The organism is Chryseobacterium defluvii (genome assembly GCF_014204415.1).
Taxonomy (GTDB): domain Bacteria; phylum Bacteroidota; class Bacteroidia; order Flavobacteriales; family Weeksellaceae; genus Chryseobacterium; species Chryseobacterium defluvii_A.
Map to the genome: position 1 here is coordinate 291,846 of NZ_JACHLE010000004.1, position 21,836 is coordinate 313,681.

The 21,836-nt window shown below is 37.7% G+C and carries 21 protein-coding genes; 11 read left to right on the plus strand and 10 right to left on the minus strand.

Annotation, left to right across the window (positions count from 1 at the left end):
• Positions 1–63: 63 nt before the first annotated feature.
• A complete protein-coding gene (locus tag HNP38_RS14545; protein ID WP_184190781.1) occupies positions 64–1,206 on the plus strand; it encodes a serine hydrolase domain-containing protein in 1,143 nt (380 codons plus the stop codon).
• 18 nt (positions 1,207–1,224) lie between these two features.
• Entirely contained in the window at positions 1,225–1,746 is a 522-nt protein-coding gene (locus tag HNP38_RS14550) for a 2'-5' RNA ligase family protein (RefSeq protein ID WP_184190783.1), read from the plus strand.
• Positions 1,747–1,803: 57 nt separating this feature from the next.
• On the opposite strand, the gene HNP38_RS14555 is transcribed toward HNP38_RS14550, so the two are convergent.
• Positions 1,804–3,165 (minus strand): M64 family metallopeptidase, encoded by a 1,362-nt coding sequence (locus tag HNP38_RS14555; protein ID WP_184190785.1) that lies wholly within the window; start codon positions 3,163–3,165, stop codon positions 1,804–1,806.
• A 2-nt stretch (positions 3,166–3,167) separates the two neighbouring features.
• Positions 3,168–3,647, minus strand: a complete 480-nt coding sequence (locus tag HNP38_RS14560) for a hypothetical protein (protein ID WP_184190787.1) — start codon at positions 3,645–3,647, stop codon at positions 3,168–3,170.
• 98 nt (positions 3,648–3,745) lie between these two features.
• Between HNP38_RS14560 and ruvC the strand changes: the two genes are divergently transcribed.
• The 4 genes from ruvC (at position 3,746) to HNP38_RS14580 (ending at position 7,035) form a co-directional block, all read left to right on the plus strand.
• A complete protein-coding gene (gene ruvC / locus HNP38_RS14565) occupies positions 3,746–4,300 on the plus strand; it encodes a crossover junction endodeoxyribonuclease RuvC (protein ID WP_184190790.1) in 555 nt (184 codons plus the stop codon).
• A gap of 267 nt (positions 4,301–4,567) precedes the next feature.
• Positions 4,568–5,638: a DUF4407 domain-containing protein gene (locus tag HNP38_RS14570; RefSeq protein ID WP_184190792.1), complete on the plus strand. Its 1,071-nt coding sequence runs from the start codon at positions 4,568–4,570 to the stop codon at positions 5,636–5,638.
• 116 nt (positions 5,639–5,754) lie between these two features.
• Positions 5,755–6,345, plus strand: a complete 591-nt coding sequence (locus tag HNP38_RS14575) for a phage tail protein (RefSeq protein ID WP_184190795.1) — start codon at positions 5,755–5,757, stop codon at positions 6,343–6,345.
• A 6-nt stretch (positions 6,346–6,351) separates the two neighbouring features.
• Positions 6,352–7,035, plus strand: a complete 684-nt coding sequence (locus HNP38_RS14580) for a T9SS type A sorting domain-containing protein (protein WP_184190797.1) — start codon at positions 6,352–6,354, stop codon at positions 7,033–7,035.
• Between the two features lie 202 nt (positions 7,036–7,237).
• On the opposite strand, the gene HNP38_RS14585 is transcribed toward HNP38_RS14580, so the two are convergent.
• From HNP38_RS14585 to HNP38_RS14620, 8 genes are all read right to left on the minus strand, one after another.
• Positions 7,238–9,079, minus strand: a complete 1,842-nt coding sequence (locus HNP38_RS14585) for a GEVED domain-containing protein (protein WP_184190799.1) — start codon at positions 9,077–9,079, stop codon at positions 7,238–7,240.
• 231 nt (positions 9,080–9,310) lie between these two features.
• Entirely contained in the window at positions 9,311–10,771 is a 1,461-nt protein-coding gene (gene guaB / locus HNP38_RS14590; RefSeq protein WP_184190801.1) for an IMP dehydrogenase, read from the minus strand.
• A gap of 158 nt (positions 10,772–10,929) precedes the next feature.
• Positions 10,930–11,430: a DUF4252 domain-containing protein gene (locus HNP38_RS14595; protein WP_184190803.1), complete on the minus strand. Its 501-nt coding sequence runs from the start codon at positions 11,428–11,430 to the stop codon at positions 10,930–10,932.
• Between the two features lie 11 nt (positions 11,431–11,441).
• Positions 11,442–12,713 carry a DUF4252 domain-containing protein gene (locus HNP38_RS14600; RefSeq protein WP_184190805.1) on the minus strand — a complete coding sequence of 424 codons (1,272 nt, stop codon included), beginning with the start codon at positions 12,711–12,713 and terminating at the stop codon, positions 11,442–11,444.
• A 61-nt stretch (positions 12,714–12,774) separates the two neighbouring features.
• Positions 12,775–13,440 (minus strand): hypothetical protein, encoded by a 666-nt coding sequence (locus HNP38_RS14605; RefSeq protein ID WP_184190807.1) that lies wholly within the window; start codon positions 13,438–13,440, stop codon positions 12,775–12,777.
• A complete protein-coding gene (locus HNP38_RS14610) occupies positions 13,415–13,924 on the minus strand; it encodes an RNA polymerase sigma factor (RefSeq protein ID WP_184190810.1) in 510 nt (169 codons plus the stop codon). Before HNP38_RS14610 ends, HNP38_RS14605 begins: the two co-directional genes overlap by 26 nt.
• Before the next feature lie 99 nt (positions 13,925–14,023).
• The gene (locus HNP38_RS14615) at positions 14,024–15,184 is read right to left on the minus strand and encodes a GlmU family protein (protein WP_184190812.1); all 1,161 of its coding nucleotides are present in this window, start codon (positions 15,182–15,184) and stop codon (positions 14,024–14,026) included.
• Positions 15,185–15,411: 227 nt separating this feature from the next.
• Positions 15,412–15,663: a type B 50S ribosomal protein L31 gene (locus HNP38_RS14620; protein WP_121459774.1), complete on the minus strand. Its 252-nt coding sequence runs from the start codon at positions 15,661–15,663 to the stop codon at positions 15,412–15,414.
• Positions 15,664–15,847: 184 nt separating this feature from the next.
• Between HNP38_RS14620 and HNP38_RS14625 the strand changes: the two genes are divergently transcribed.
• The 5 genes from HNP38_RS14625 (at position 15,848) to HNP38_RS14645 (ending at position 21,494) form a co-directional block, all read left to right on the plus strand.
• A complete protein-coding gene (locus HNP38_RS14625; RefSeq protein ID WP_184190814.1) occupies positions 15,848–17,254 on the plus strand; it encodes a hypothetical protein in 1,407 nt (468 codons plus the stop codon).
• A complete protein-coding gene (locus HNP38_RS14630; RefSeq protein WP_184190815.1) occupies positions 17,254–17,580 on the plus strand; it encodes a nucleotide pyrophosphohydrolase in 327 nt (108 codons plus the stop codon). The genes HNP38_RS14625 and HNP38_RS14630 overlap by 1 nt, the downstream gene beginning before the upstream one ends.
• A 77-nt stretch (positions 17,581–17,657) precedes the next feature.
• A complete protein-coding gene (locus tag HNP38_RS14635) occupies positions 17,658–18,890 on the plus strand; it encodes a 3-phosphoshikimate 1-carboxyvinyltransferase (RefSeq protein WP_184190817.1) in 1,233 nt (410 codons plus the stop codon).
• Positions 18,883–19,683 carry an SDR family oxidoreductase gene (locus tag HNP38_RS14640; RefSeq protein WP_184190819.1) on the plus strand — a complete coding sequence of 267 codons (801 nt, stop codon included), beginning with the start codon at positions 18,883–18,885 and terminating at the stop codon, positions 19,681–19,683. The genes HNP38_RS14635 and HNP38_RS14640 overlap by 8 nt, the downstream gene beginning before the upstream one ends.
• Positions 19,684–19,919: 236 nt before the next feature.
• Entirely contained in the window at positions 19,920–21,494 is a 1,575-nt protein-coding gene (locus HNP38_RS14645) for a hypothetical protein (RefSeq protein ID WP_228461073.1), read from the plus strand.
• Positions 21,495–21,836 lie beyond the last annotated feature (342 nt).

Genomic DNA, 21,836 nt, shown 5'->3' on the forward strand with positions numbered 1-21,836 from the left:
TTAGTCGATCTTATTTTCCTGTTCTATTCTTTTTGAGTACTTTTAGCATAAACTTATGAACAAATGCTGAAAATTCCCGGGCAAATCCTGACCCTATTATTCATTATACTATTTTTATCCGCTTGTAAAAGCACCTCTGAATCAGAGAAAATCATTGACAGAAATGCTGTTATAGATTCCACCATCACTGCTTTTGAAAAAAAGCTCCTGGAACAGCAGATCGATTCCGTAGTTAAGAAATACAGCTTTAACGGAAGCATTGCCGTTTTCAAAGATTCCCTGTTATTATATAAAAAGGAGAATGGTTTTTCAGATTTCAAAGCCAAAACTAAAATGGATGATGCCACATCTTTTGCCATCGGCTCTGTAAGCAAACAATTTACCGCAGTCCTAGTATTACTTCAGATGGAAGAGGGAAAATTAAGTACAGAGGATAAAGTTTCAAAATATATAAAAGAATTCCAGACCAAAGAATATGAGAATATTACCATCCATCAACTGCTGAACCATACTTCCGGGCTGAATACCCTTGGCGGAAAACTTATGTTCAAAAGCGGCTCAGATTTCTTCTACTCCAATGACGGATTCAACATTTTAGGTAAGGTCGTTGAAAAAACTTCAGGAAAAAGTTTCGATGATAATGTACTGGAGCTTTTCAGGAAAGTGGGAATGAACAATTCTTCCACGGGCAATATTTTTGAAGGTAGTGATTTCGCAGGAGCTTATTTGGGAGCCCAAAATAGTTTTGAAAAAATACAGAATATGCCCAAAAGACTGGGCGAAAAGGAAATTGGAATTCCTGCGGGCGGAATTCTGTCAACAGTTCACGACCTGCATACCTGGAACAACGCTCTGTATAGCGGAAAAATCCTGAAACCGGAAACCCTTAAAAAGTTCATGGCTCAAAGCGCCGAAAGGCATCATCCTGTTTTCGGAAAGATGGGTTATGGTTACGGGATTATGATGAATATGACGAAACCTGCTGCCTATTTTCACAGTGGATATGTGAAAGGCTCCCCCTCACTGAACATTTACTATCCTGAAACAAAAACTTCCGTTATTATCCTGTCCAATATTGCAGACGAAGGAAAAGGTAAAAATTTTATCTTCAAACCTCATGTCGAAGTTAAAAAGATTACCGATGCCATTGAAAATACAGTAGTTGATCTCAGGGAAGAAATGATAAAGACCGTAAATAAAGAATAGCTTTTGTAACTTTCATTCATGAAAAAATTATATTTCATAGCCATTGATCCGCCTCAGCAAGTCATTGCAGAGGTAAAAATATTTAAAGAGGATCTGGCTTTGCACTATAACAATTCAAAGGCATTAAAGAATGATGCCCACATTACCTTATTTCCTCCTTTCAGCAGAGATACGGAGCTGGAAAGCGATATTCATGTTGCTTTTCAAAAAATAGACACCCATCTTCCGCCTTTTGAGATCGAACTGAACGGCTTTGGAGGCTTTCCCAATAAAAATCCTGTCATCTTTGTACGGCCTGAAGCCAATGATCATTTAAAAGAGCTTTATAACAGGGTCAAACAGCAGTTCCGTTTCGGGAGCTATTCCTTCAATCCTCATGTGACCGTCGGCTACAGGAATTTGACATTTGAAAATTATTTAAAAGCGATGGAAGTTTATGAAAGAAAAGAATATAAAACGAAGTTCTTAGTTGACCGGATATCTCTCCTTCGTCATGACGGAAAATGGATCACCATTGCCAAAAAAGATTTAACAGGCTAATTAATAAAAATCGGCTATTATAATTATAGCCGATTTTATCTTTATACTGGTCGTGGATTATTCCTTTACAATCTTATGGGATATGATCTGCTCTTTATTCTCTGATACATTCAACAGATAAGTTCCCGTCATAAGATGATGAATATCTACAAATAATGTTGAAGAATCTTTCATTTCAAATTTTACCGGAATTAATTTTCCCGAAGCATCGTGCATAGTAACACTTATATTTTTTGAAAAATCCTGTTTGCCCTTGATATAAAGTTCACCTTCCGACGGATTAGGATAGATACTGAATCTCCTTTCTTCCGCCTTCACCTCAGAAGTTCCGAGAGAAGATTTATTCAGGGTCCAGGTAATGTTCGTAAAATGCAGAGTACTGTGATTAGTCACAAGGAGTAAAGGATTGTTATCCGTCACTGAAAAAAGCAGGGTATTATTTCCTGCATTCAACTGACCTGTTGAGATGATAACAGAATTTCCGGTTGAAGCGAGCGGTGTTCCGTTTAAGGTCCATGTATTGGCAAGCGTATTCGGGATCGGCAGAATTTCGTTTACTGTAAAAGTGACATTAGAGTTTGCATTCACCGTACTGCTATTCGCAGGAGTATAGGAATCCACAGGAGATACCAGGGCATGTATTTTCTCTATAATACCTTCCTTACACACGGAACAAAACTGCTGATTCAAATACCTCATCTCACAACTCTGGTGCGGACGGTACCATGTAGGACTTTCCGCATGAGCATAGATCCCGATCCCGTTAGCCCCTATCCAGTTTTTCCATTTTATGGTTGCAGGATTGGAGTTCTGGGTTTTATTAGCAGATTCCCCCGAGCCAGAGAACCAGTACTCATCAGCAAGCTTTCCGAAAGAATGCCCTAGTTCATGCACCACTACTTCATTCGCTGACGTATTTAAAGAAGCAAATGCATAAGTCCCGCCACAGCCCCCATATTCTGTAGAATTCCCAAGAATATAGGTAATATCATAGTCCGGAAGATTGGCGGCAAGCACCTGTGCCACTTTATTGGTCGTATTGCTGTAGATACATCGGTGAACTCCGAAATCAAAGCTGGACCCCAGATAATTGTTTGGATTGGAAACCGGGATCACAGGCTCCGAAACATCAGTAGCAGTTCCCGGATGTTTCACTCCTGTTTCTGTGGAAATTACTTTAATGGCATACGCATTAAAATAGTTCTTATACTCCATGAAAGGGCTTTTCGTGAAAAGATAATTAACCGTAGTCTGAGCTGATGTCACAAAAGCAGTCTGCTGGGCTGCTGTAAACCCATCACCCATCACTGCAATATTGATTCTTTTATCATTAGTTCCATTCTGCAAAATAGGCACCGTTTCAAAAACCTGTGAGAAACAAACGCTGCTGATCAACAGACAAAATAAACTTTTTTTCATAATTATAGTTTTTGGATGAATAGTTGTTCGCTGCCTTCTTTCGTGATTTTCTCAATTTTCACCACTCTTATTTCATCTGAATGCGGGTACCGTATACTGAATTCTGCATTTTGAAGAGAAACCTTATTTCTGCCGATACCATTGTCAAAACTTTCCATCTCAGGATTCAGCGGATTTTCTACCAGTTGTTTTACAATTTCTTTTCCGCCGACATCTGTCAATGAAACAATATAGTCACCTACATTTCCTGAGTTCCTGTCAAAAGCCGGTTGAAATTTTAATTTTCCGGGAGCCTGTTTTTTACCCTGTAAAATAATTTTATCAGGCCCTGTTCCATTTTTTTCCACTTTAAAAAAAAGATAGGTGATCTGGCTGGCGTTTTTGAAAGAAACTTTGTTCACCTCCCAACTTAAACTATTTGTAGGTAATAGATTACAAAGCAGCAAAGAGGGAAAGACAAATAAATACAATACATTTTTCATGTTAATTTTTTGTTTAAGTTAAGAAGTTTTTATTAAAATAAAGTTCATTTTTTATTTTTTCATGAGTAAAAAATCAGGAAAGTCATATCTTTGGCCTGATGATTTCAGAAAAAATAATATTGGGGATCGACCCCGGAACTACCGTGATGGGGTTTGGGATTATTTCCGTTAAGAAAGGTAAAATGGAAATGGTATCTATTCATGAACTTTTGCTGAAAAAGTACCCTAACCATGAAACCAAACTTAAATATATTTTCGACAGAACATTGGCCCTGATCGATGAATTTCATCCTGATGAAGTTGCCCTGGAAGCCCCATTTTATGGGAAGAATGTACAAAGTATGCTGAAACTGGGCCGTGCACAAGGCGTGGCTATGGCGGCAAGCCTGTACAGAAATATTCCTATTACTGAATATTCTCCCAAGAAAATAAAAATGGCGATCACCGGAAACGGAAATGCCAGTAAGGAGCAGGTAGCAGGTATGCTTCAGAATCTACTCAACCTGAAAGAGTTTCCAACAAAATATTTAGATGCCTCTGACGGATTGGCTGTAGCGGTATGTCATCATTTCAACTCAGGTGTTATAGCAGACTCAAAGTCTTATTCCGGATGGGAAAGCTTCTTAAAACAAAACCCGGATCGCATCAAATAATAATCCGGATAAATGTTTAATTACTTACTCTTGTATTCCGAAAGAGTAATAGAATACTGTAATAGCGGAACTATTGAAAGTTTTATTAAATCTCTCATAGTTCACTGTTTTCCACTTGGGCACTTAAAGGTAAAATAATTCAATCATTAAATTTAATACATTGGTTATCAATATATTAATTTAAAACAACAATATACTTGGTAAAACATAATACTATCTTTAACAATGGTACGATTTTTAGTATTACTTTTGTATAAATTTTCAATCATGAAAACTAACCAACAAATTATAAATCAGGTAAATCATTCTATGAATTGGTTTCAGAAGTTTCTGATGGTATGCTCCGGAGGAAATATTCACATTTTAAGAAAAACACCCAGCGAATGGAACAAGTTCGCAGGTATAGGCGGAATCGTTCTTTTTACGGCTGTTTTTGCCACGCTTTCTGCCGGTTATGCGATGTTTACGGTCTTCGATAATATCTGGGCTTCCGTAGGGTTCGGTATTTTATGGGGACTCATGATCTTCAATCTGGACCGGTATATTGTTTCATCGATCAAAAAGACGGGAACATGGTGGAACCAGATCCTTATGTCTATTCCGAGGCTTATTCTGGCTACTTTTTTAGGGATCATCATCTCCAAGCCTCTGGAGCTTAAAATCTTTGAAAAAGAGGTCAACAAACAATTAAATACCATCATTCAGAGAAACAAGAAACAGCTGCAGGGAGAGATGAACGGAAGGATCTTACAGCAGAGCGGGCCATTTGAGACGGAGAAAAAGCAGATCTCTGAGAAAATTGCCGGCTACCAGAGAGCCTATGACTCTGCCTCCGTGGAACTGGAAAAAGAAATCTTAGGAAAACAATCAGGGTTAACCAGCGGTAAAGAAGGCTTCGGCCCTAATGCTAAGCGTAAGCAGGAGCTTAAAGAACAAAGAAGACTGGATCTGGAAAATTATCAAAAACAGGCAGCCCCGAGACTTGAATATCTGGACAAGGAGATTTCAAAAGTATACACTAACCTGGAGACAGAGAGAAAATCCACTGAGACCATTGAAGATAAATTCAACGGCTTTGCAGCCAGGCTGCAGGCTTTGGATGAATTGGGAAAAAACTCTGCCATTATAGCATTAGCAGCAGCATTTATTATGGGGCTCTTCATCTGCCTGGAAATTTCGCCCGTTCTGGTAAAGCTTATTTCTTCTGTAGGGCCTTATGATTACCTTTTAGAAAAGACAGAAAATGATTTTCGTTTATATTCTAAAGAGAAAATAGAAAAAGGGAATGCACTAACGGATTACCGGATCGACGATTTTAAAAACAACCTCCATAAATAAAAACCATATATGTTAACATATTTTTACCTTTCAGTTAATTCTGAAAGGTTTTTTATTTTTATAATCAAAATATGTAGAATATTTTTTAACTTAGTATAACCTAAAAACTAATTATCATGAAAAAACTAATTTTGGCATGTACACTGCTGATTTGCAGTGTATTTACATCCGGTCTAAAAGCACAGGCTTCTGAGCCTTTTCTCGGACAAATCGCATTTGTCCCTTTTTATAAAGCACCCAACGGGTGGGCAGAATGTAACGGCCAGCTTTTATCTATTGCGCAGAATCAGGCTCTTTTTGCTCTTTTAGGAACCACTTATGGCGGAAACGGCACCACCACTTTTGCTTTACCGGATATGAGAGGCAGGGTAATCGTCCATCCAGGACAAGGGCCGGGACTTAGCCCGTATGTATTAGGAGAAACCGGAGGCACGGAATCTGTTACTTTAACGACTCAGCAGATGCCTGCACATACGCACTCCGTTGCTGCCGTATCTACGGAAGGCAATCAGAATTCACCTACCAATGCCCTTCCTGCAGACACGAAAGGATTAGATAAAGAGTATTCAGATGCTGCTACCAATACCACTATGAAAGCAACGATGATCACTCCGGCAGGTGGAAGCCAGCCTCACGAAAACAGGCCTCCGTTTGTTACATTAAGATGTATTATCGCATTACAAGGTATTTTCCCATCTTTTAACTAATATGCTATGAAATCTCTATACTTATTATGTTTAGCCTTGGGAAGTACAGCTTTTGCGCAAACAATCACTTTTAATGGTTGTCACAACCTGTTTGACAATCAGAATTATACTTTTAACAAAACAGGAGTAGACACCTATGGAAAGGGCATCTATATGACAACACCTATAGATGGTCAGGACTGCAGCGGTTTGGGTACCTGCGAGTTCAAACTGCAATGGAATAACACTTTAACCCGGTGGGAGTTTCTTGCAGACGAAGGGTATGGTACATTTACCAGCCCTATACTGATCTATTATAATTCCACGGGAAACAACAGCGCTCTTAATCCGCCAGGCAATACGATTGGTACCTGGACAGAAAATACCAGTGCCACAGGAAGCCAATGCGGAGGAAACCTTACAGGAGCCAATTCTACTATGTCGGGTGATGTGCATACTTCTATGCTTGCCACATCAGAGGCTGTAAAAGGAAAGATCCGAATCTTCCCCAATCCCGTTTCCGATTTTATCAGCATTTCGGGTATTGAAAATGGAAAACTTGTACAGGTTTACACTATGGCAGGACAATTGGCCGTATCCGAAGTTTTCGATAGAAAAATCAATGTTACCCTGCTTAGCCCGGGAATTTATCTGTTAAGAATTACGACGAAAGACTCGCAGACCTATGAGTTCAAGTTCGTAAAGAAATAAACACAATATGTCTATATAAAAGCCATATCACATAAATTAAAGCTTTCGAAGGGTTCGAAAGCTTTTTTTGTCACCTCAAAAGATGAGAAGACTTGTTGCCGAATAAGGCGATCAGTACCTCAAGTTTATCGGAACGTAGGATTTTGGATGATAAAAAAAGCCTCTGTAAAAACAGAGGCCGTATATTTGATTTTTTAAATGACTATTTAATAATCAACTTAGAAGTTTTACTTTCTTTTCCGTTAGACATCTGGATCATGTATACTCCGGCTTTCAACTGCTGGTTTATTCTGTAAGTATCATTCCCTTCCTGAGTCAGAGATGGGCTTGCCACCAATCTTCCGGACATATCAGAAATCGTAACTTTAAGGTTTTTACCATTTTTAGCTTTGATGAATACTTTATCTCCGCTTGTAACCGGATTCGGGTAAATTACCATATCATCATTATCAACATTTACGTCATTTGTTCCTAAAGCAGTTACAATTGTTACCGCGTAATCTTCCACCTGTCCGTAGTTTAGCTGCCCGCACGGAGTAATGGTAGCAGGATCCACATAATCAGCCAATACTCTCATTCTTAAAGGCGTATTTAAAACAGCCGTTGCAGGAGGCGTAAAGTTAGCAGACAAAGTAGCATATCCTGTTACCGGATCTGTCACCACACTGTTTCCTGACGCTATCAATTCTGATGCATCAAACGAACCATTGTTGTTATAATCGATCCATGCTCTTATGGACTGATCATTATCAAAGATCTTGATCTGAATATTCTGAGACTGGTTAACCAGCAACTGAGTATGAACATTCATTGAACAAGCTTTTAAAGTGTAATCCACATAGTAAGCCGGCGCTCCACTCCAGGCTCCTGCTGAAAAGTTATCAATAGTTCCAACCTTCACAGAAACAGGACCTACCAGATAGTTCCCGGCATTGGTTACTCCCGGAGGATTACATGTAGCAGCAATCGGCGTACCGACAGTTGTTGTAGGTAATACCGTAGCTCCTAAAGAAGTTGTTAAACTGCTGCGCAACCACATAAATAACGTCTGTGTCTTATCGCTTTGTCCCTGTGTAAACTTCAATGCTGATGAATTGGTATAATTCATCATGTTATACTGTACTCCCTGATAGTTAGCACCTGTACAAACATTCAGGTCGGCATTGGATGGTGCAGGGAAAACATTCAGTAAGCTTTCTCCTCTTTCGGTATCACATACCTGGTCATCATCCGTCGAACAGTTTGGCGGGGCTGACTGGGTAGGACATGCTCCTCCGTTTGAGTTGGCACTTCCGAACGTATGTAACAATCCCATTGTGTGGCCTAATTCGTGAGCCAACGTGGTATCATTAGCAAGCGTAACCACCTGGGATTTCATGAAAGACTCAAAAGAAGTATTAGAGTTGGCTGGCAATCCTGCCCATCCCATTAATCCATAGTTTGGAACTCCGTCAAACATACTTACCACATAGATATTAAAGTAAGTATCTTCCGGCCAGTGGGGAGCTATTGATTTTACCTGAGTCGTCGTCGCTCCATTAGCGGTTTGCTGTCTTACACCATAAGTATTATAGCCTGTTAAAGATCCACCATCATATCTTACAATCCCTGTAGTCGTCACACAGGCAGGAGATCTTTTTGCCAAAACGAGTCTGACAGGAATAACCGCAGATGTTCCTATGTCTGAGGGTGGACTTGGATATGCATAAGTTCCTGCAAACATCTGATTTGCTCTGTCGATCCATGCCTGAATTTGTGCATCAGATCTGTTATATGTACTTCCAACAGCAGCGCCTGTTGGATGAATAACGTGAACAACAATAGGAATTTCATATACACCATTCACCAAACTTGCAGCCTTATTCTCTATTAATTTTTTTAAATTAAACTTTTGAGATAAAGCCTGAAAATCTCCCCGGGCTCTTTTAAATAATGGATTTTGCACTTCTTCTTTCTGCTGTATCTCATCAAAAGCACATATCTTATGCTGTGCAGTTAATGAAAATGAAAACAAAAGAAGACCATAAAGGAAAGTTTTTTTCATTTTTATTTATTTTAGCATTCGAATTTACTGTTTTTTTAAGCAATCAAAAAACAATTATATTTTTTAATAAAATTATAAGATTTTACCTGACTAATATGTCTTCAAAACCTATTATTTGTTACATATTAATGATATGCATTCCCGGAAAAAATTTTATAGATAAAATTTCACACTAAAAAAAAGCCACACAATACATGCATGGCTCTTTCTATTTTTAAATATTTTTATTTTTTATAAGGAATAGTTCGGAGCTTCCTGCGTAATAATTACGTCATGCGGATGGGATTCTTTTAATCCGCTTCCTGTGATCATTACCATTTTGGTTTCTTTTTGTAAAGCATCAACATCTTTTGCCCCACAATATCCCATTCCGGCTCTCAGACCTCCTGTAAGCTGGAAGATTACATCTTCCAGTTTTCCCTTATGAGGTACTCTTCCCTCAATTCCTTCCGGAACGAATTTTTTGGCCTCGCTCTGGAAATATCTTTCTTTCCCACCTCTTTTCATTGCAGAAAGGCTTCCCATTCCCTGATAGGATTTGAATTTTCTTCCCTGAAAAATAATTTCTTCTCCCGGAGCTTCATCAGTTCCCGCCAGAAGAGAGCCCAGCATTACAGCACCTGCTCCGCTGGCAATCGCTTTTACAATATCTCCTGAAAGCTTGATCCCTCCGTCTGCAATTACTGCAACATTTTCAGATTTCGCATATTCATATACATTATAGATCGCAGATAATTGCGGAACCCCAACTCCGGCTACCACCCTGGTGGTACAGATAGAGCCCGGCCCTACACCTACTTTAAGAACATTAGCTCCTGCTTTGATCAGGTCTTTCGCCGCCTCGGCAGTTACAATATTTCCTCCCACGACATCTAAATCCGGGTATGCTTTTCTTATCTCTGAAATTTTATCTAAAACTCCTTTTGAATGACCATGGGCAGAGTCGATGGCCACAATATCAACACCCGCCTGCACTAAAGCTGCAATTCTATCTAAGGTATCTTCGCCAACACCTACTCCTGCACCTACAATAAGCCGGCCATTCTGATCTTTGTTTGCATTTGGGTATTCCAGCTGGTTATCAATATCTTTAATGGTAATTAATCCGACCAACCTGTTTTCTTTATCTACGATAGGAAGTTTTTCAACTCTGTTTTTAAGAAGGATCTCTTTTGCTTTTTCAAGATTGGTATCTTTATCCGAAGTGATCAGATTTTCTTTGGTCATTATCTCTTCGACCTTTATATCAAGATTTTCCTGATACTTTACATCTCTGTTGGTAATGATCCCTATTAAAACGTTATCGGAGTCTACCACGGGCAGCCCTGAGATCTTATATTTTGCCATCAGATCTTTAGCCTGGCCCAAAGTATGGTCTTTTGAAAGGGTAACGGGATCTGAGATCATTCCGTTTTCTGAACGTTTTACCCGGTTTACCTGTCCGGCCTGTTCAGCAATCGTCATATTTTTATGGATAAAACCTAATCCTCCGACTCTTGCCAAGGCAATTGCCAGATCTGCTTCAGTAACAGTGTCCATTGCAGCGGAAACTATCGGGACATTCAGGGTAATTTTGTCGGTAAGTCTTGATTTTAATGAAACCTGGTTAGGTAAAACTTCTGAATAAGAAGGGACTAGAAGAACGTCATCGAAAGTGATGGCTGTCTCTACAATTTTGTTATGAATAGACATCTTTACTTTCTTTGCAAAATTACGGTATTTTCCCGAGATTTAAAAATTCTTTTTAATAGTTTAAATAAAATTTAATAATCCATAACTTAAATCAAAAAACCGTCTCTTTACAGAAACGGTTATTGTACAAAATAAAAAATAACAGATATATAATAAAGTTATTTATCTGAAGCGGAATTAATCATCCTTGAAATATCATCAGCTGTAAAGCTCCCTTTTACATCTACAAAAACCAGATCTTTGTCGGAGTTTACGGTAATCAGCATATTTTTAATTTTTTCTCCTGACTGTTTTACCCGGACATTCACATTATCTCCGTCATGTCTTATCGTAGCCCAGTCTTCATAGTTATTATCATTCAAATACCTGGTATACTCTTTCAGCATGGTCTTATTCCCATTTTCGACGGTAAGAATCTTTATTTTGGAAACTTTTTTAATAAGCCTTACCAGTTCTTCATCCTGGCTGTCTTCTCTTAAGGCTCTTTTAATATAAGGCTTTGCTAAAAACATGGGAACGTTAATGCTTACAAACTTTGCTCCTTTAAAATCATATTCAGAGTCTGTAATAAAAGCCATATTCGGTTTTCCGGAAACCACACAAGACTGCAGCAGAAATAAGGCACCAATGATCAAAAAGAAATTTTTTAAAATTTTCATGGCTATTGGTTTTAGTTAATCGGTTTTAAGCTTCCCCCTGATACTTTACTAATATTGGAATCAATCTCAGGGTTTCCTTTATATTTTATAGATCCGCCCGAGGAAGCTGTAGCTCTAAGTTTTGTTTTTACATTCAGGCTAACATCACTTCCTGATGTAGACACAACATCCGAAGTATTTGTTTTCAGATTTTCTGCATTACAGACCGCTCCGCTACTTACGTCAAACATTCCTTCGTTTGTATGTCCTTCAAATTTTGTACTGGAGCCGCTTGTTCCTTTAAATACCAGTTCTCTGGAATCAATATCAGCTTTTATGCTTGCTCCGGAATTCATGGCCACTTTAAGGCTGTTTGAAATATCAAATTTTCCTTTAATATCAGATCCTGAGGAAGCATCTATCATAAGATTATCTTCTTTAATTGAATTAATTACAGTAAAACTGGCTCCTGAACTCATGTGAAGTCTTTCCATTTTTGGAGAAGATACATTAACGCTAAGGTTTTTAAATTTTAAATTTTTCACTCCTTTACTGTCAACATATATTCTCAAGGTCCCGTTTTCAACCTTGGTTACCACATACTGAAGTTTATCTGCATCTGCAAATACTTTTACACTGGCAGGGCTTTCCTGTTTGAAGACCACATTTACTCCGGTACTTACCTGAATTTCTGAGAATTCGTTTACATTTCTGGACTCACCGTTCAGATAAGAAGAAGTGTTTTCTGAAGTAAAACTGCTTTTCGTAGTAGTGGTCAGATTAGATTTTGTTTCATTTGCATTGATGATCTTATTCACATCGTCCAGAGACAGTTTACCATCCAGTTTCACCAGTATATTTTCTCTGCCTCCGCTATCAATAATGAGCAACAGATCATCCAGCATTCCGTCTTTTGCTTCTGCAGAAAGGAATTTTATTTTAGCGCCGGAATTATTCACCGTCATAATCTCGCTGTATTTCAGGCTGCTCAGGTAAGAAGAGATATCTTTGTTGATCTGGGTCAGCTTCTGTTCTTTGGCTGTTTTTGCATCAGCTGGTCTTTTTTCGGCAATCAAAACTTTTAAGCCTGTAATTTTTGACAATAAAGGTTTGATCTGATCCAGTTGAGAATCATCTATATCCAGGCTGCTAAGCATTCCAAACATCGGTTTTGCAATTTTAATGGAAGTTACCCCTTCCACTTCCTGGTACTTTTCAAAAAGCTGGTCTAGTTTGTCGTTTTGCCCATAGATATTAAAGAAATGGGAAAAAGCAAGTGCGAATATTATCAGTAGTTTTTTCATGAGTCAATTTTATTTTCAATGGATTATGAATGCCTGATCAACTGCATCATCTTGTATATATTTAATAATCGTCATCCATTACTTTAGGCGGTGCGAGTGTTTTACTTACATTATTGGCCATTACCTGGAATGAATATTTAGTTACATTAATAGCTTCCTCTACGTTATCAATCCTCTTCCCGTTCACAATGACATAAGAATCTTTATATCCTGTAGAGTCTTTTGAAGCGGGAGCGTATTTTTCATGGGCAGAATTACTTACAAAATGAGGTCTGGCTTCTTTTTTAAGCCTTCCCCTTTTGGGCAGGATCTCATCTAAAACATCTTTTTCCGCCACTTTGCTTTCCTGAAAAATGGAATCCTTCTTTACTCCCGGGATAGAATCTGTGTGGTTTACAGCTACCTGGTTCTGAAGTTCATGATTTTCATTAATAAAATCTGATTTCTGCTTTTTAATTTCATTCTCCACTAGTTCCGCCTGATCATCTACATCTGTATTCTTATTATAATTAAAAAGTAAACCTACACTGAAAATCAACAATAAACCGGCAGCCATCCAGAACCATTTCGGGAAAGAGGAACTTTTAGTTTCAAGCGGGATGATTTCTGCTTCATGATCTTTACCTTCTGCTTTTTTCAGAAAATCTTCAAAATCCCAGTCCATTTTTTCTTCCTTTAAATTTTGGAAGATCTCATCGTATTTATCTTGAAATTGATCTTTGCTCATAATTCATCAATTGTGAAATTTGTTCTTTTACTTTTTGTCTTGCCCGCATAAGATTGACTCTTACTGCATTCTCTTCCATTTCCATGATTTCAGAAATTTCCGAGACCTCATATTCTTCCACATCCTTCAGGTGAATCACCATTTTCTGCTTTTCCGGAAGTTGGTTAATAAACCCAATGATCTGCTCTTTGAGATTATTGACCTCCATACTATAAAGTTCTGACCTGTGAAGCTGCATATCTGCAAAGCCCAGCTTTACCTCATGATGCTTCAGCCTGTTCAGGCATTCGTTCCGGACAGATTTCAGGGCATAGGATTTAAGATTTCCAAACTGCCCCAGCTCATCCTTTTTCTGCCAGAACTTCACCATCAGGTCCTGCACCACATCTTCTGCTTCATCATTACTCATGACAAACCTTTTCGCAAAACGATACATCTCATTTCTGAGAATAAACACCGTATTCTTAAAGGTTTCCTGGGTCATAAGTTTTGTTTCTATAAGTAAGACAATCAGAAATTTAATTCTATTACATCCGGAAATAAAAAAACTTCAAAAAAATTTTGAAGTTTTAATATAATCATGCTAATACGTATCAAAAATATGTTTCAAAATCGCTTTATCCTCATCCGTTAAAGCCACATTTCTCCTTGCCATAGCCCTTTCTGCAACCTCATAAGCTTTATCCAGTTTGAATTTTTCATCATCTTTAAATCCGCCCCATGAAAAGCTCTCCACGTGATTAGGCGGGAAACCTTCTTTAAAAATATTAGAGGCCACTCCTACTACAGTCCCTGTATTAAGCTGGGTATTTATAGCCGTTTTGGAATGATCTCCCATAATGAGGCCGGCAAACTGTAAACCCGTATCCTCAAAACCCTTGGTTCTGTAATTCCAGAATTTTACATTTCCGTAGTTATTTTTCATGTTTGATGAATTGGTATCTGCCCCGAAATTACACCATTCCCCGATCACGGAATTCCCGACAAATCCGTCATGCCCTTTACTGGAATAGCCGAACATAATGATATTGTTGACCTCTCCTCCTACCTTACATTGCGGGCCTATGGTTGTTCCTCCATAAATTTTAGCTCCCAGATTGAATTTGGAACCTTCTCCCAAAGTAATCGGGCCTCGAAGATGACAGCCTTCCATCACTTCAGCATTTTTCCCGATATAGATCTTTCCTGTTTTGGTATTAAAGGTTGAAAACTCCACATAAGCCCCTTCTTCAATGAACAGGTCCTTTTTATCCCCCAGAAAACCATTGGTGTGGGACAATTCCTGGGAAGTTCTGCCTTTGGTAATCAATTCAAAATCAAAATCAATGGCTTTATGGTTATAAGTAAAAAGATCTATCGGTCTCTTATAAAAAACAAGTTCCTCTTTAATATCCGTCATCTTTTCGATCTGGTTCAGGGAAAAGCCTTTCATATTGATCCTAGCTGCAATCAGCTCATCTTCATACACCAGAGCTTCACCCTGCTTCAATTCTTTTATCTGCCTGATCACATCTTCGCTTGGAAGAAAGTTAGGAACAAGAAATAGGCTTTCCTTTTCTTCAGGATTTTTGAATTTTTGCTGTAAATAATTTTCCGTGAAATAGGAAATTTCCGTATTCCCTAATATTTTCTGCCATCTTTCGGCAAAAGTGAGGATCCCGCACCGCATTTCTGCAACCGGACGGGTAAAAGTAAGCGGAAGAAAGTCTTCCCAATATTGTGCATCTGAAAATACAATTTGCATTTTTATAAGAAGTTAGAAGTTAGAAGTTAGAAGTTAGAGACTGGAATCCAGAAGTTCTGATATTGCTATCATACTCATTTCTCATTTCCAGTTTCTAATTTCTGCTTAAGACAAAAATACAAATAGTAATACTAATTTCTGACTTCTAATTTCTAATTTCTCGTTAAAACCAAATAAAAAAGCCTTCCGGAAACCGAAAGACTTTTAGATATTTTAATCTCAAAAAATTACTTAGCGAATTTTTTGTATTTGTTCATGAACTTATCTACTCTACCTGCAGTATCTACCAATTTCACTTTACCTGTGTAAAAAGGGTGAGAAGTAGAAGAGATTTCCATTTTGATCAAAGGATACTCCTGTCCTTCATATACAATAGTATCTTTAGTTTCTGCAGTGGATTTGCAAAGAAACACCTCGTCGTTACTCATATCTTTGAAAACAACAAGTCTATAATTTTCTGGGTGAATTCCGTTTTTCATAATACAATTTTTAAAAAAATTAAAGTTTGCTTTCGAAATAGTAATGGATATTTCTCTGCTAATTTTAGGGTGCAAAAATACAATATTTTTTCTAAAATCCAAACAGGTAGTTTAATAAATTTTAATTGATAAGAAATTTAAAGTATTTTCGTTAAATTTGAAATCTATTTAAACTTCAATTTCGATGAAATTCAAATTAATACTGGCTTTTTCTTTCTGGATTCTTCTGGCTGCGGTATCTTGTAACAAAGATGATATTACTTTCGAGTCACCATCTCAGGCATTAAGATTTTCAAGCGACACTGTTTTTTGTGATACGGTTTATCATCAGGTACGTTCCGAAACTTATGCTGTGAAAGTATATAACAATGAGGACAAAGACGTTTTGATCCCGCGAATTCATCTTGAAAAAGGAGCTTCATCCCTTTATAAGATCAATATAGATGGAAAACCGGGTCATGACTTTCAAAATGTTCCTTTAAGAAAAAATGACAGTCTTTATATTTTCGTCGAAATTGCTCCGGAAGCTTCAGGCCCTGAAGCTATTGCCGAAGACAGGGTAATTTTTACCAGCCCTGCCGGCCAACAGCATGTAACCCTGTTCTCCGTTGTTCAGGATGCTGAATTTTTCATTCAGACTCCAGGTAATCCCAACGTGATCAGTAACCATACTACTTGGACCAACAGTAAAGCAAAAATCATTTATGGTGAACTCACCATTGACCCCAATATTGAACTGAGGATTGAGGCTGGGACGAAGGTTTATTTCCATAAGAACAGCGGAATGAAAGTTTCTTCCGGTGCGATCCTGGATATTGACGGGAATTTTAACAATGAGGTCGTTATCCGTGGTGATAGAAATGACCCTAAATATGATACGATTCCCAAAAACTGGAATTCTATAAAAATGGAACCTAATTCTACGTTGAAAATGGATTATACAAGACTTTTCGGCGGAACAAGAGGGCTTGAGATGAAGCAAACAAATGCTATGATCAGCAATTCTATTATCCATACATTCCAGGAATTTGGTATTTATGCCATAAATTCTGTTGTAAATGCAAGCAATCTGGTGATGAATAATTGTGGAGAGTCCTGTATAGGCATTTTTAAAGGTGGAAATCACAATTATATACATTCTACCATTGCCAATTATTCGGATGTCATGGGCTCCTACAACAGACTTGGGATCTTTGCCTCCAATGAATGGATCAATGATTCCGGTCAGACGGAACTTGGAGCACTTCATCTGAATGTCAGAAACAGTATTGTCTATTCTGACCGGGATAATTCCGTTAATTTTGAACATACCCCGGGACAGCTGTTTAATTTTATTATTCAGAACTGCTTACTGAAATATTCCAATACTTCTGATGCAGGTTTCACTTTCGACAGCAGTCCGAGTGTGATCCAAAGCTTCAAAAATGACGACCCTAAGTTTGTGAACTATTTTACCTCTCACCTGAACTTAAGGGTAAAATCTGATTCGCCGGCCAAAAATAAAGGAGATATTACTGTTGCAGGAACTGTTCCTTTGGATATTGCCAATGTTTCCAGAACGTCTAATCCTACGCTCGGAGCTTATCAGTAATGGAGATCACCCATCTGCAGCAGCAAGTTGACGAATGGATCAAAACCATCGGAGTACGTTACTTTAATGAACTTACCAATATGGCTATGCTCACAGAAGAAGTAGGTGAAGTGGCAAGGATCATTGCAAGAAGATATGGTGAGCAGAGCGAAAAAGAAAGAGATAAAAGCAAAGATCTTGGTGAAGAACTGGCCGATGTATTGTTTGTCACTTTATGCTTAGCCAACCAGACCGGAGTTAACCTGCAGGAAGCATTTGATAAGAAGATGAAGGTGAAAACCAATCGCGATAAAGAGCGCCATCAGAATAATGAAAAATTAAAATAGATATTGGATTCAGATCTCAGACAGGAGACTTTAACTGTCTGAAATCTGAGGTCTGGTATCTAAAATCTGAAGAAGTAATGAAGCTAGAAAAATCAAAATTAACAGGCAATAAAACCATACAGATCAGCGGTTCGAAAAGTATTTCGAATCGTTTGTTGATTATGGAAAGCCTGTTCGAGAATATAAAAATTGGAAACCTTTCCAATTCCCAGGATACCCAATTGTTAAAGAAGGCATTGTCTGAAGATTCTGAGATCGTAAATATTCATCACGCAGGAACTGCTATGCGTTTCCTCACGTCTTATTACTCAATCTTTGAAAGGAAGACCACCATTCTCACCGGCTCAGGAAGAATGAAGGAACGGCCGATCAAAAATCTGGTGAATGCTTTGCGGGATTTAGGGGCTGAAATAGAGTATCTTGAAAATGAAGGGTTTCCGCCTTTGAAGATTACCGGAAAGAAGATCACTGAAAACAAAGTGGACGTTCCGGCCAATATTTCAAGCCAGTTCATTACTTCCCTGTTGCTTATTGCCGGAAAACTGGAAAACGGACTGGAAATCCATCTGTTGGGTGAAGTTACTTCCAGATCTTATATTGAGATGACACTGAATATTTTGGTAAAATTCGGGATCAGGGCTGATTTTACCGGAAATATTATTAAAGTTGAACCTTTTAAGGATCGTGATTTACCGGAAATAAATTATGAAGTGGAAAGCGACTGGAGCTCTGCATCTTATTTCTATTCATTCTGTGCATTAGGAAGAGAAACCATTCATCTGAAGAGTTTTTACAGGGAATCTACTCAGGGAGATTCTGTGATTGCCAAAATTTATGAAGAATTCTTTGGGATCAAAACCATATTTGCTAAAGAAGAGCATACCATCACTTTACAACCGAAGCCTGATTTTTCATTTCCTGAAAAGATCATTCTTGATATGAATAACTGTCCGGATATAGCACAAACGCTTTGTGTGACAGCTTCCACCCTTTGTATTCCTTTTGAAATTTCCGGCCTGGGAACTTTAAAAGTAAAAGAAACCGACAGGCTTCTGGCTTTACACAATGAATTGAAAAAGCTGGGCACATACACTGAAATTACGGATTCTAGCATTAAATCCATTCAATTTAATGATCCTGAAGAGGATATTTCGATCAAAACGTATCAGGATCACAGAATGGCCATGAGCTTTGCTCCATACTGCCTTTTTAAAGAGCTTACTATTGAAGATGAAAACGTAGTGGAAAAATCATACCCTATGTTTTGGGAAGATCTCAGCACTATTTTAATACAAACTAATCATGAATAATTCTCAGGTAATCATCATTACAGGAACATCATCGGGGATAGGTCTCGTTTTAGCTGAATATTTCGGAAAAAAGGGACATAAAGTGTATGGTCTAAGCAGAAAACATACGGAAAGTTCATTTTTTAGATCTATTCCAACGGATATTACGGACAACAATGCTGTTCAAAATGCCATTGCAGAAGTTTTAAAAACAGAAACAAGGATTGATATGCTGATCAATAATGCAGGAATGGGAATGGTAGGTGCAGTGGAAGATTCTTCTAAAGAGGATATTTTAAAATTATTCAACCTGAATCTGGTAGGTGCCGTACAGATGATGAGCTCTGTTTTACCGAAAATGCGTGAAAACAGATCTGGAAAGATCATCAATGTTTCCAGTATCGGCAGTGAAATGGGGCTGCCTTTCCGGGGATTTTATTCTGCTTCCAAGTCTGCACTGGATAAAGTGACGGAAGCAATGAGATATGAAGTTTATCCATGGAATATTCATGTCTGCTCACTTCATTTGGGAGATATTAAAACCAATATTGCAGAAAACAGGGTAAAGACAAAAGTTTCCGAGCCTTATAAAAATGTTTTTGAAAAAGTGTATACCCTGATGAATTCTCATGTGGGTGAAGGAACAGAACCTCTGGAAGTTGCTGAATATATTGAAGGTCTTTTAGGCAAAAACAAGTGGAAGGCACATTATTATTTTGGTAAATTCGGGCAGAAGATCGGAGTACCATTGAAATGGATCCTGCCTCAGAGCACCTATGAAAATTTAATGAAGAAATATAATAAACTGAGCTAGTTTCAGTTTTAAAATAAATTTTTAATTATAATTAAATAAATATTTTGAACCATTAAGATTTAAAAGTTTTAATTTGGGGTAAGGCTAAGCATTGTAAAGCTATCATTCTATAGGAATCTAAGCTAAGTGAGATTCTTGCAGCATGGCAAACCTGATGTTTAATCGCTAAAAAATAAATCTTAACTTAATGGTTTATACAAACAGTGTTGAAGCTTCTACTTAAAATATTTTTTATCTTGTTCTGTGTTTTTGTCCCGGCACAGAAGAAGCAGTATTGGCTTATCGATTCGCAAACCAATACTCGGAAAAAAGTAAAAGACTCTGCCACGGCAGTAAAGTTTCTGGATTCCCTGGCACAGAATCATTACTTTTTCACTGAATTAAAAGGGGTAAAAGTAAAGGGCGACACTACTGAGATTTTTTATGATAAAGGAAAAAATTTCAATGAAACGTACGTTAATCTTTCCGATTCGATTGTAAAAAAAACGAAATCAGAAAAAGAATTCTTCACCAAAAACCTGGATTCAACAAAAAAAAGCATCAATAAAAAATATATTGATGACGGATATTCTTTCAGCCGTATAAAGACCAAATATAAAGGTCTGAAGAACGGCCATCCTATCGTTGAGCTCGATATCAATAAAAATGATAAAAGAACAATCGACGGCTTTGTAGTGAAAGGCTATGAACGGGTCCCGAAACGATTTATTAAAAACCTTGAAAAAGATTTTAAGGGGAAAACCTATGATGATAAAAACCTTGTGGCCATCAATAAAAATTTCCAGAGCCATCCTTTTGTCACATTAGAGCGTCCACCGCAGACCTTATTTACCAAAGACTCTACACAGATTTATCTTTTCATGGAGAAGAAAAAGACAAATACTTTTGACGGGGTAATCGGTTTCGGAAATGATAAAACAGATAAATTTACTTTAAATGGTACCCTGAATGTTAATTTCAGGAACATGTTTAATGGTTTCGAGGCCATTAACCTGTACTGGCAGAGAAACCCTGACAAAGGGCAGACCTTCGATCTGCAAACGGATATCCCTTATCTCCTGAAATCCAATGTAGGCCTGAATATGAAGATCAATATTTTCAGACAGGATTCTACTTTTGCGAATGTGAAGCTACTCCCCGCTTTATACTATCACATCAATAACCGGCAGAAAATTGGCTTAAGAGGGACTTTTGAGACCTCCAGCATCATCGATACTTTATATGTTCAGGGAAAAGATTATAACAAAAAAGGGATCGGGATCTGGTTTGATATGACCGAACCTACCGATATTGATCTTTTTCTTTATAAAACAAGGATCAATGCAGGATATGATTATCTGACCACGGTATACAGCACTGATAATACCAAAGCCCGCCAAAACCAGTTTTATTTTTTCGGAGAACATAATTACCATATTTCCGGCAATCATTTTCTCAATATAAAGGGAGAAGGAGCCATGATGGATTCAAAGATCGAATTCTCAGCCAACGAATTATACCGTTTTGGTGGCTGGAATTCTATGCGCGGTTTCAATGAAAGCTCCCTTGCTGCAGATTTTTATTATTACGGAAGTTTAGAATATCGGTATTTAATAGGGAATCAGGCCTTCTTTGATGTCTTTGGCCAGTATGGACAGCTTAATAATAAATCTTTAAATGTAAAGCCCAAACTCTATAGCGTCGGGCTTGGCTTTAATTTCTTTATTCCGATAGGATTAATGAGTTTCCAGCTTTCCAATGGTAATGAATTTGGCAATCCTTTTAAGTTTAATGATATTAAGATCCATTGGGGTATCCTGAGCAGGTTCTGATACTAAGAAAAGGCTATGCCTAACTTCCTAGAATTATTATTTATCATTAATAAAATATCCTCCAATATCACTATTCTATGTATTTATATATCGTTTGTCATTCCGAACAAAGTGAGGAATCTCTACACGTCATTTAGATTATTATTTCAATTTAAGAATACGTAAGAAAGTTGCATCATCAGCTAATACTATGTTTGGATCCTTTCAGAATGACAAACAGAAAGCATCTCATATTTAGCGTTTAGGATTTTTGTTCAATTTTTAAATTTTCTTTTCATCAATTTCGATCATCAACTTAAGAATAATAGAAGAGAAGAGAAGAGAAGAGGATGGGATGGATTG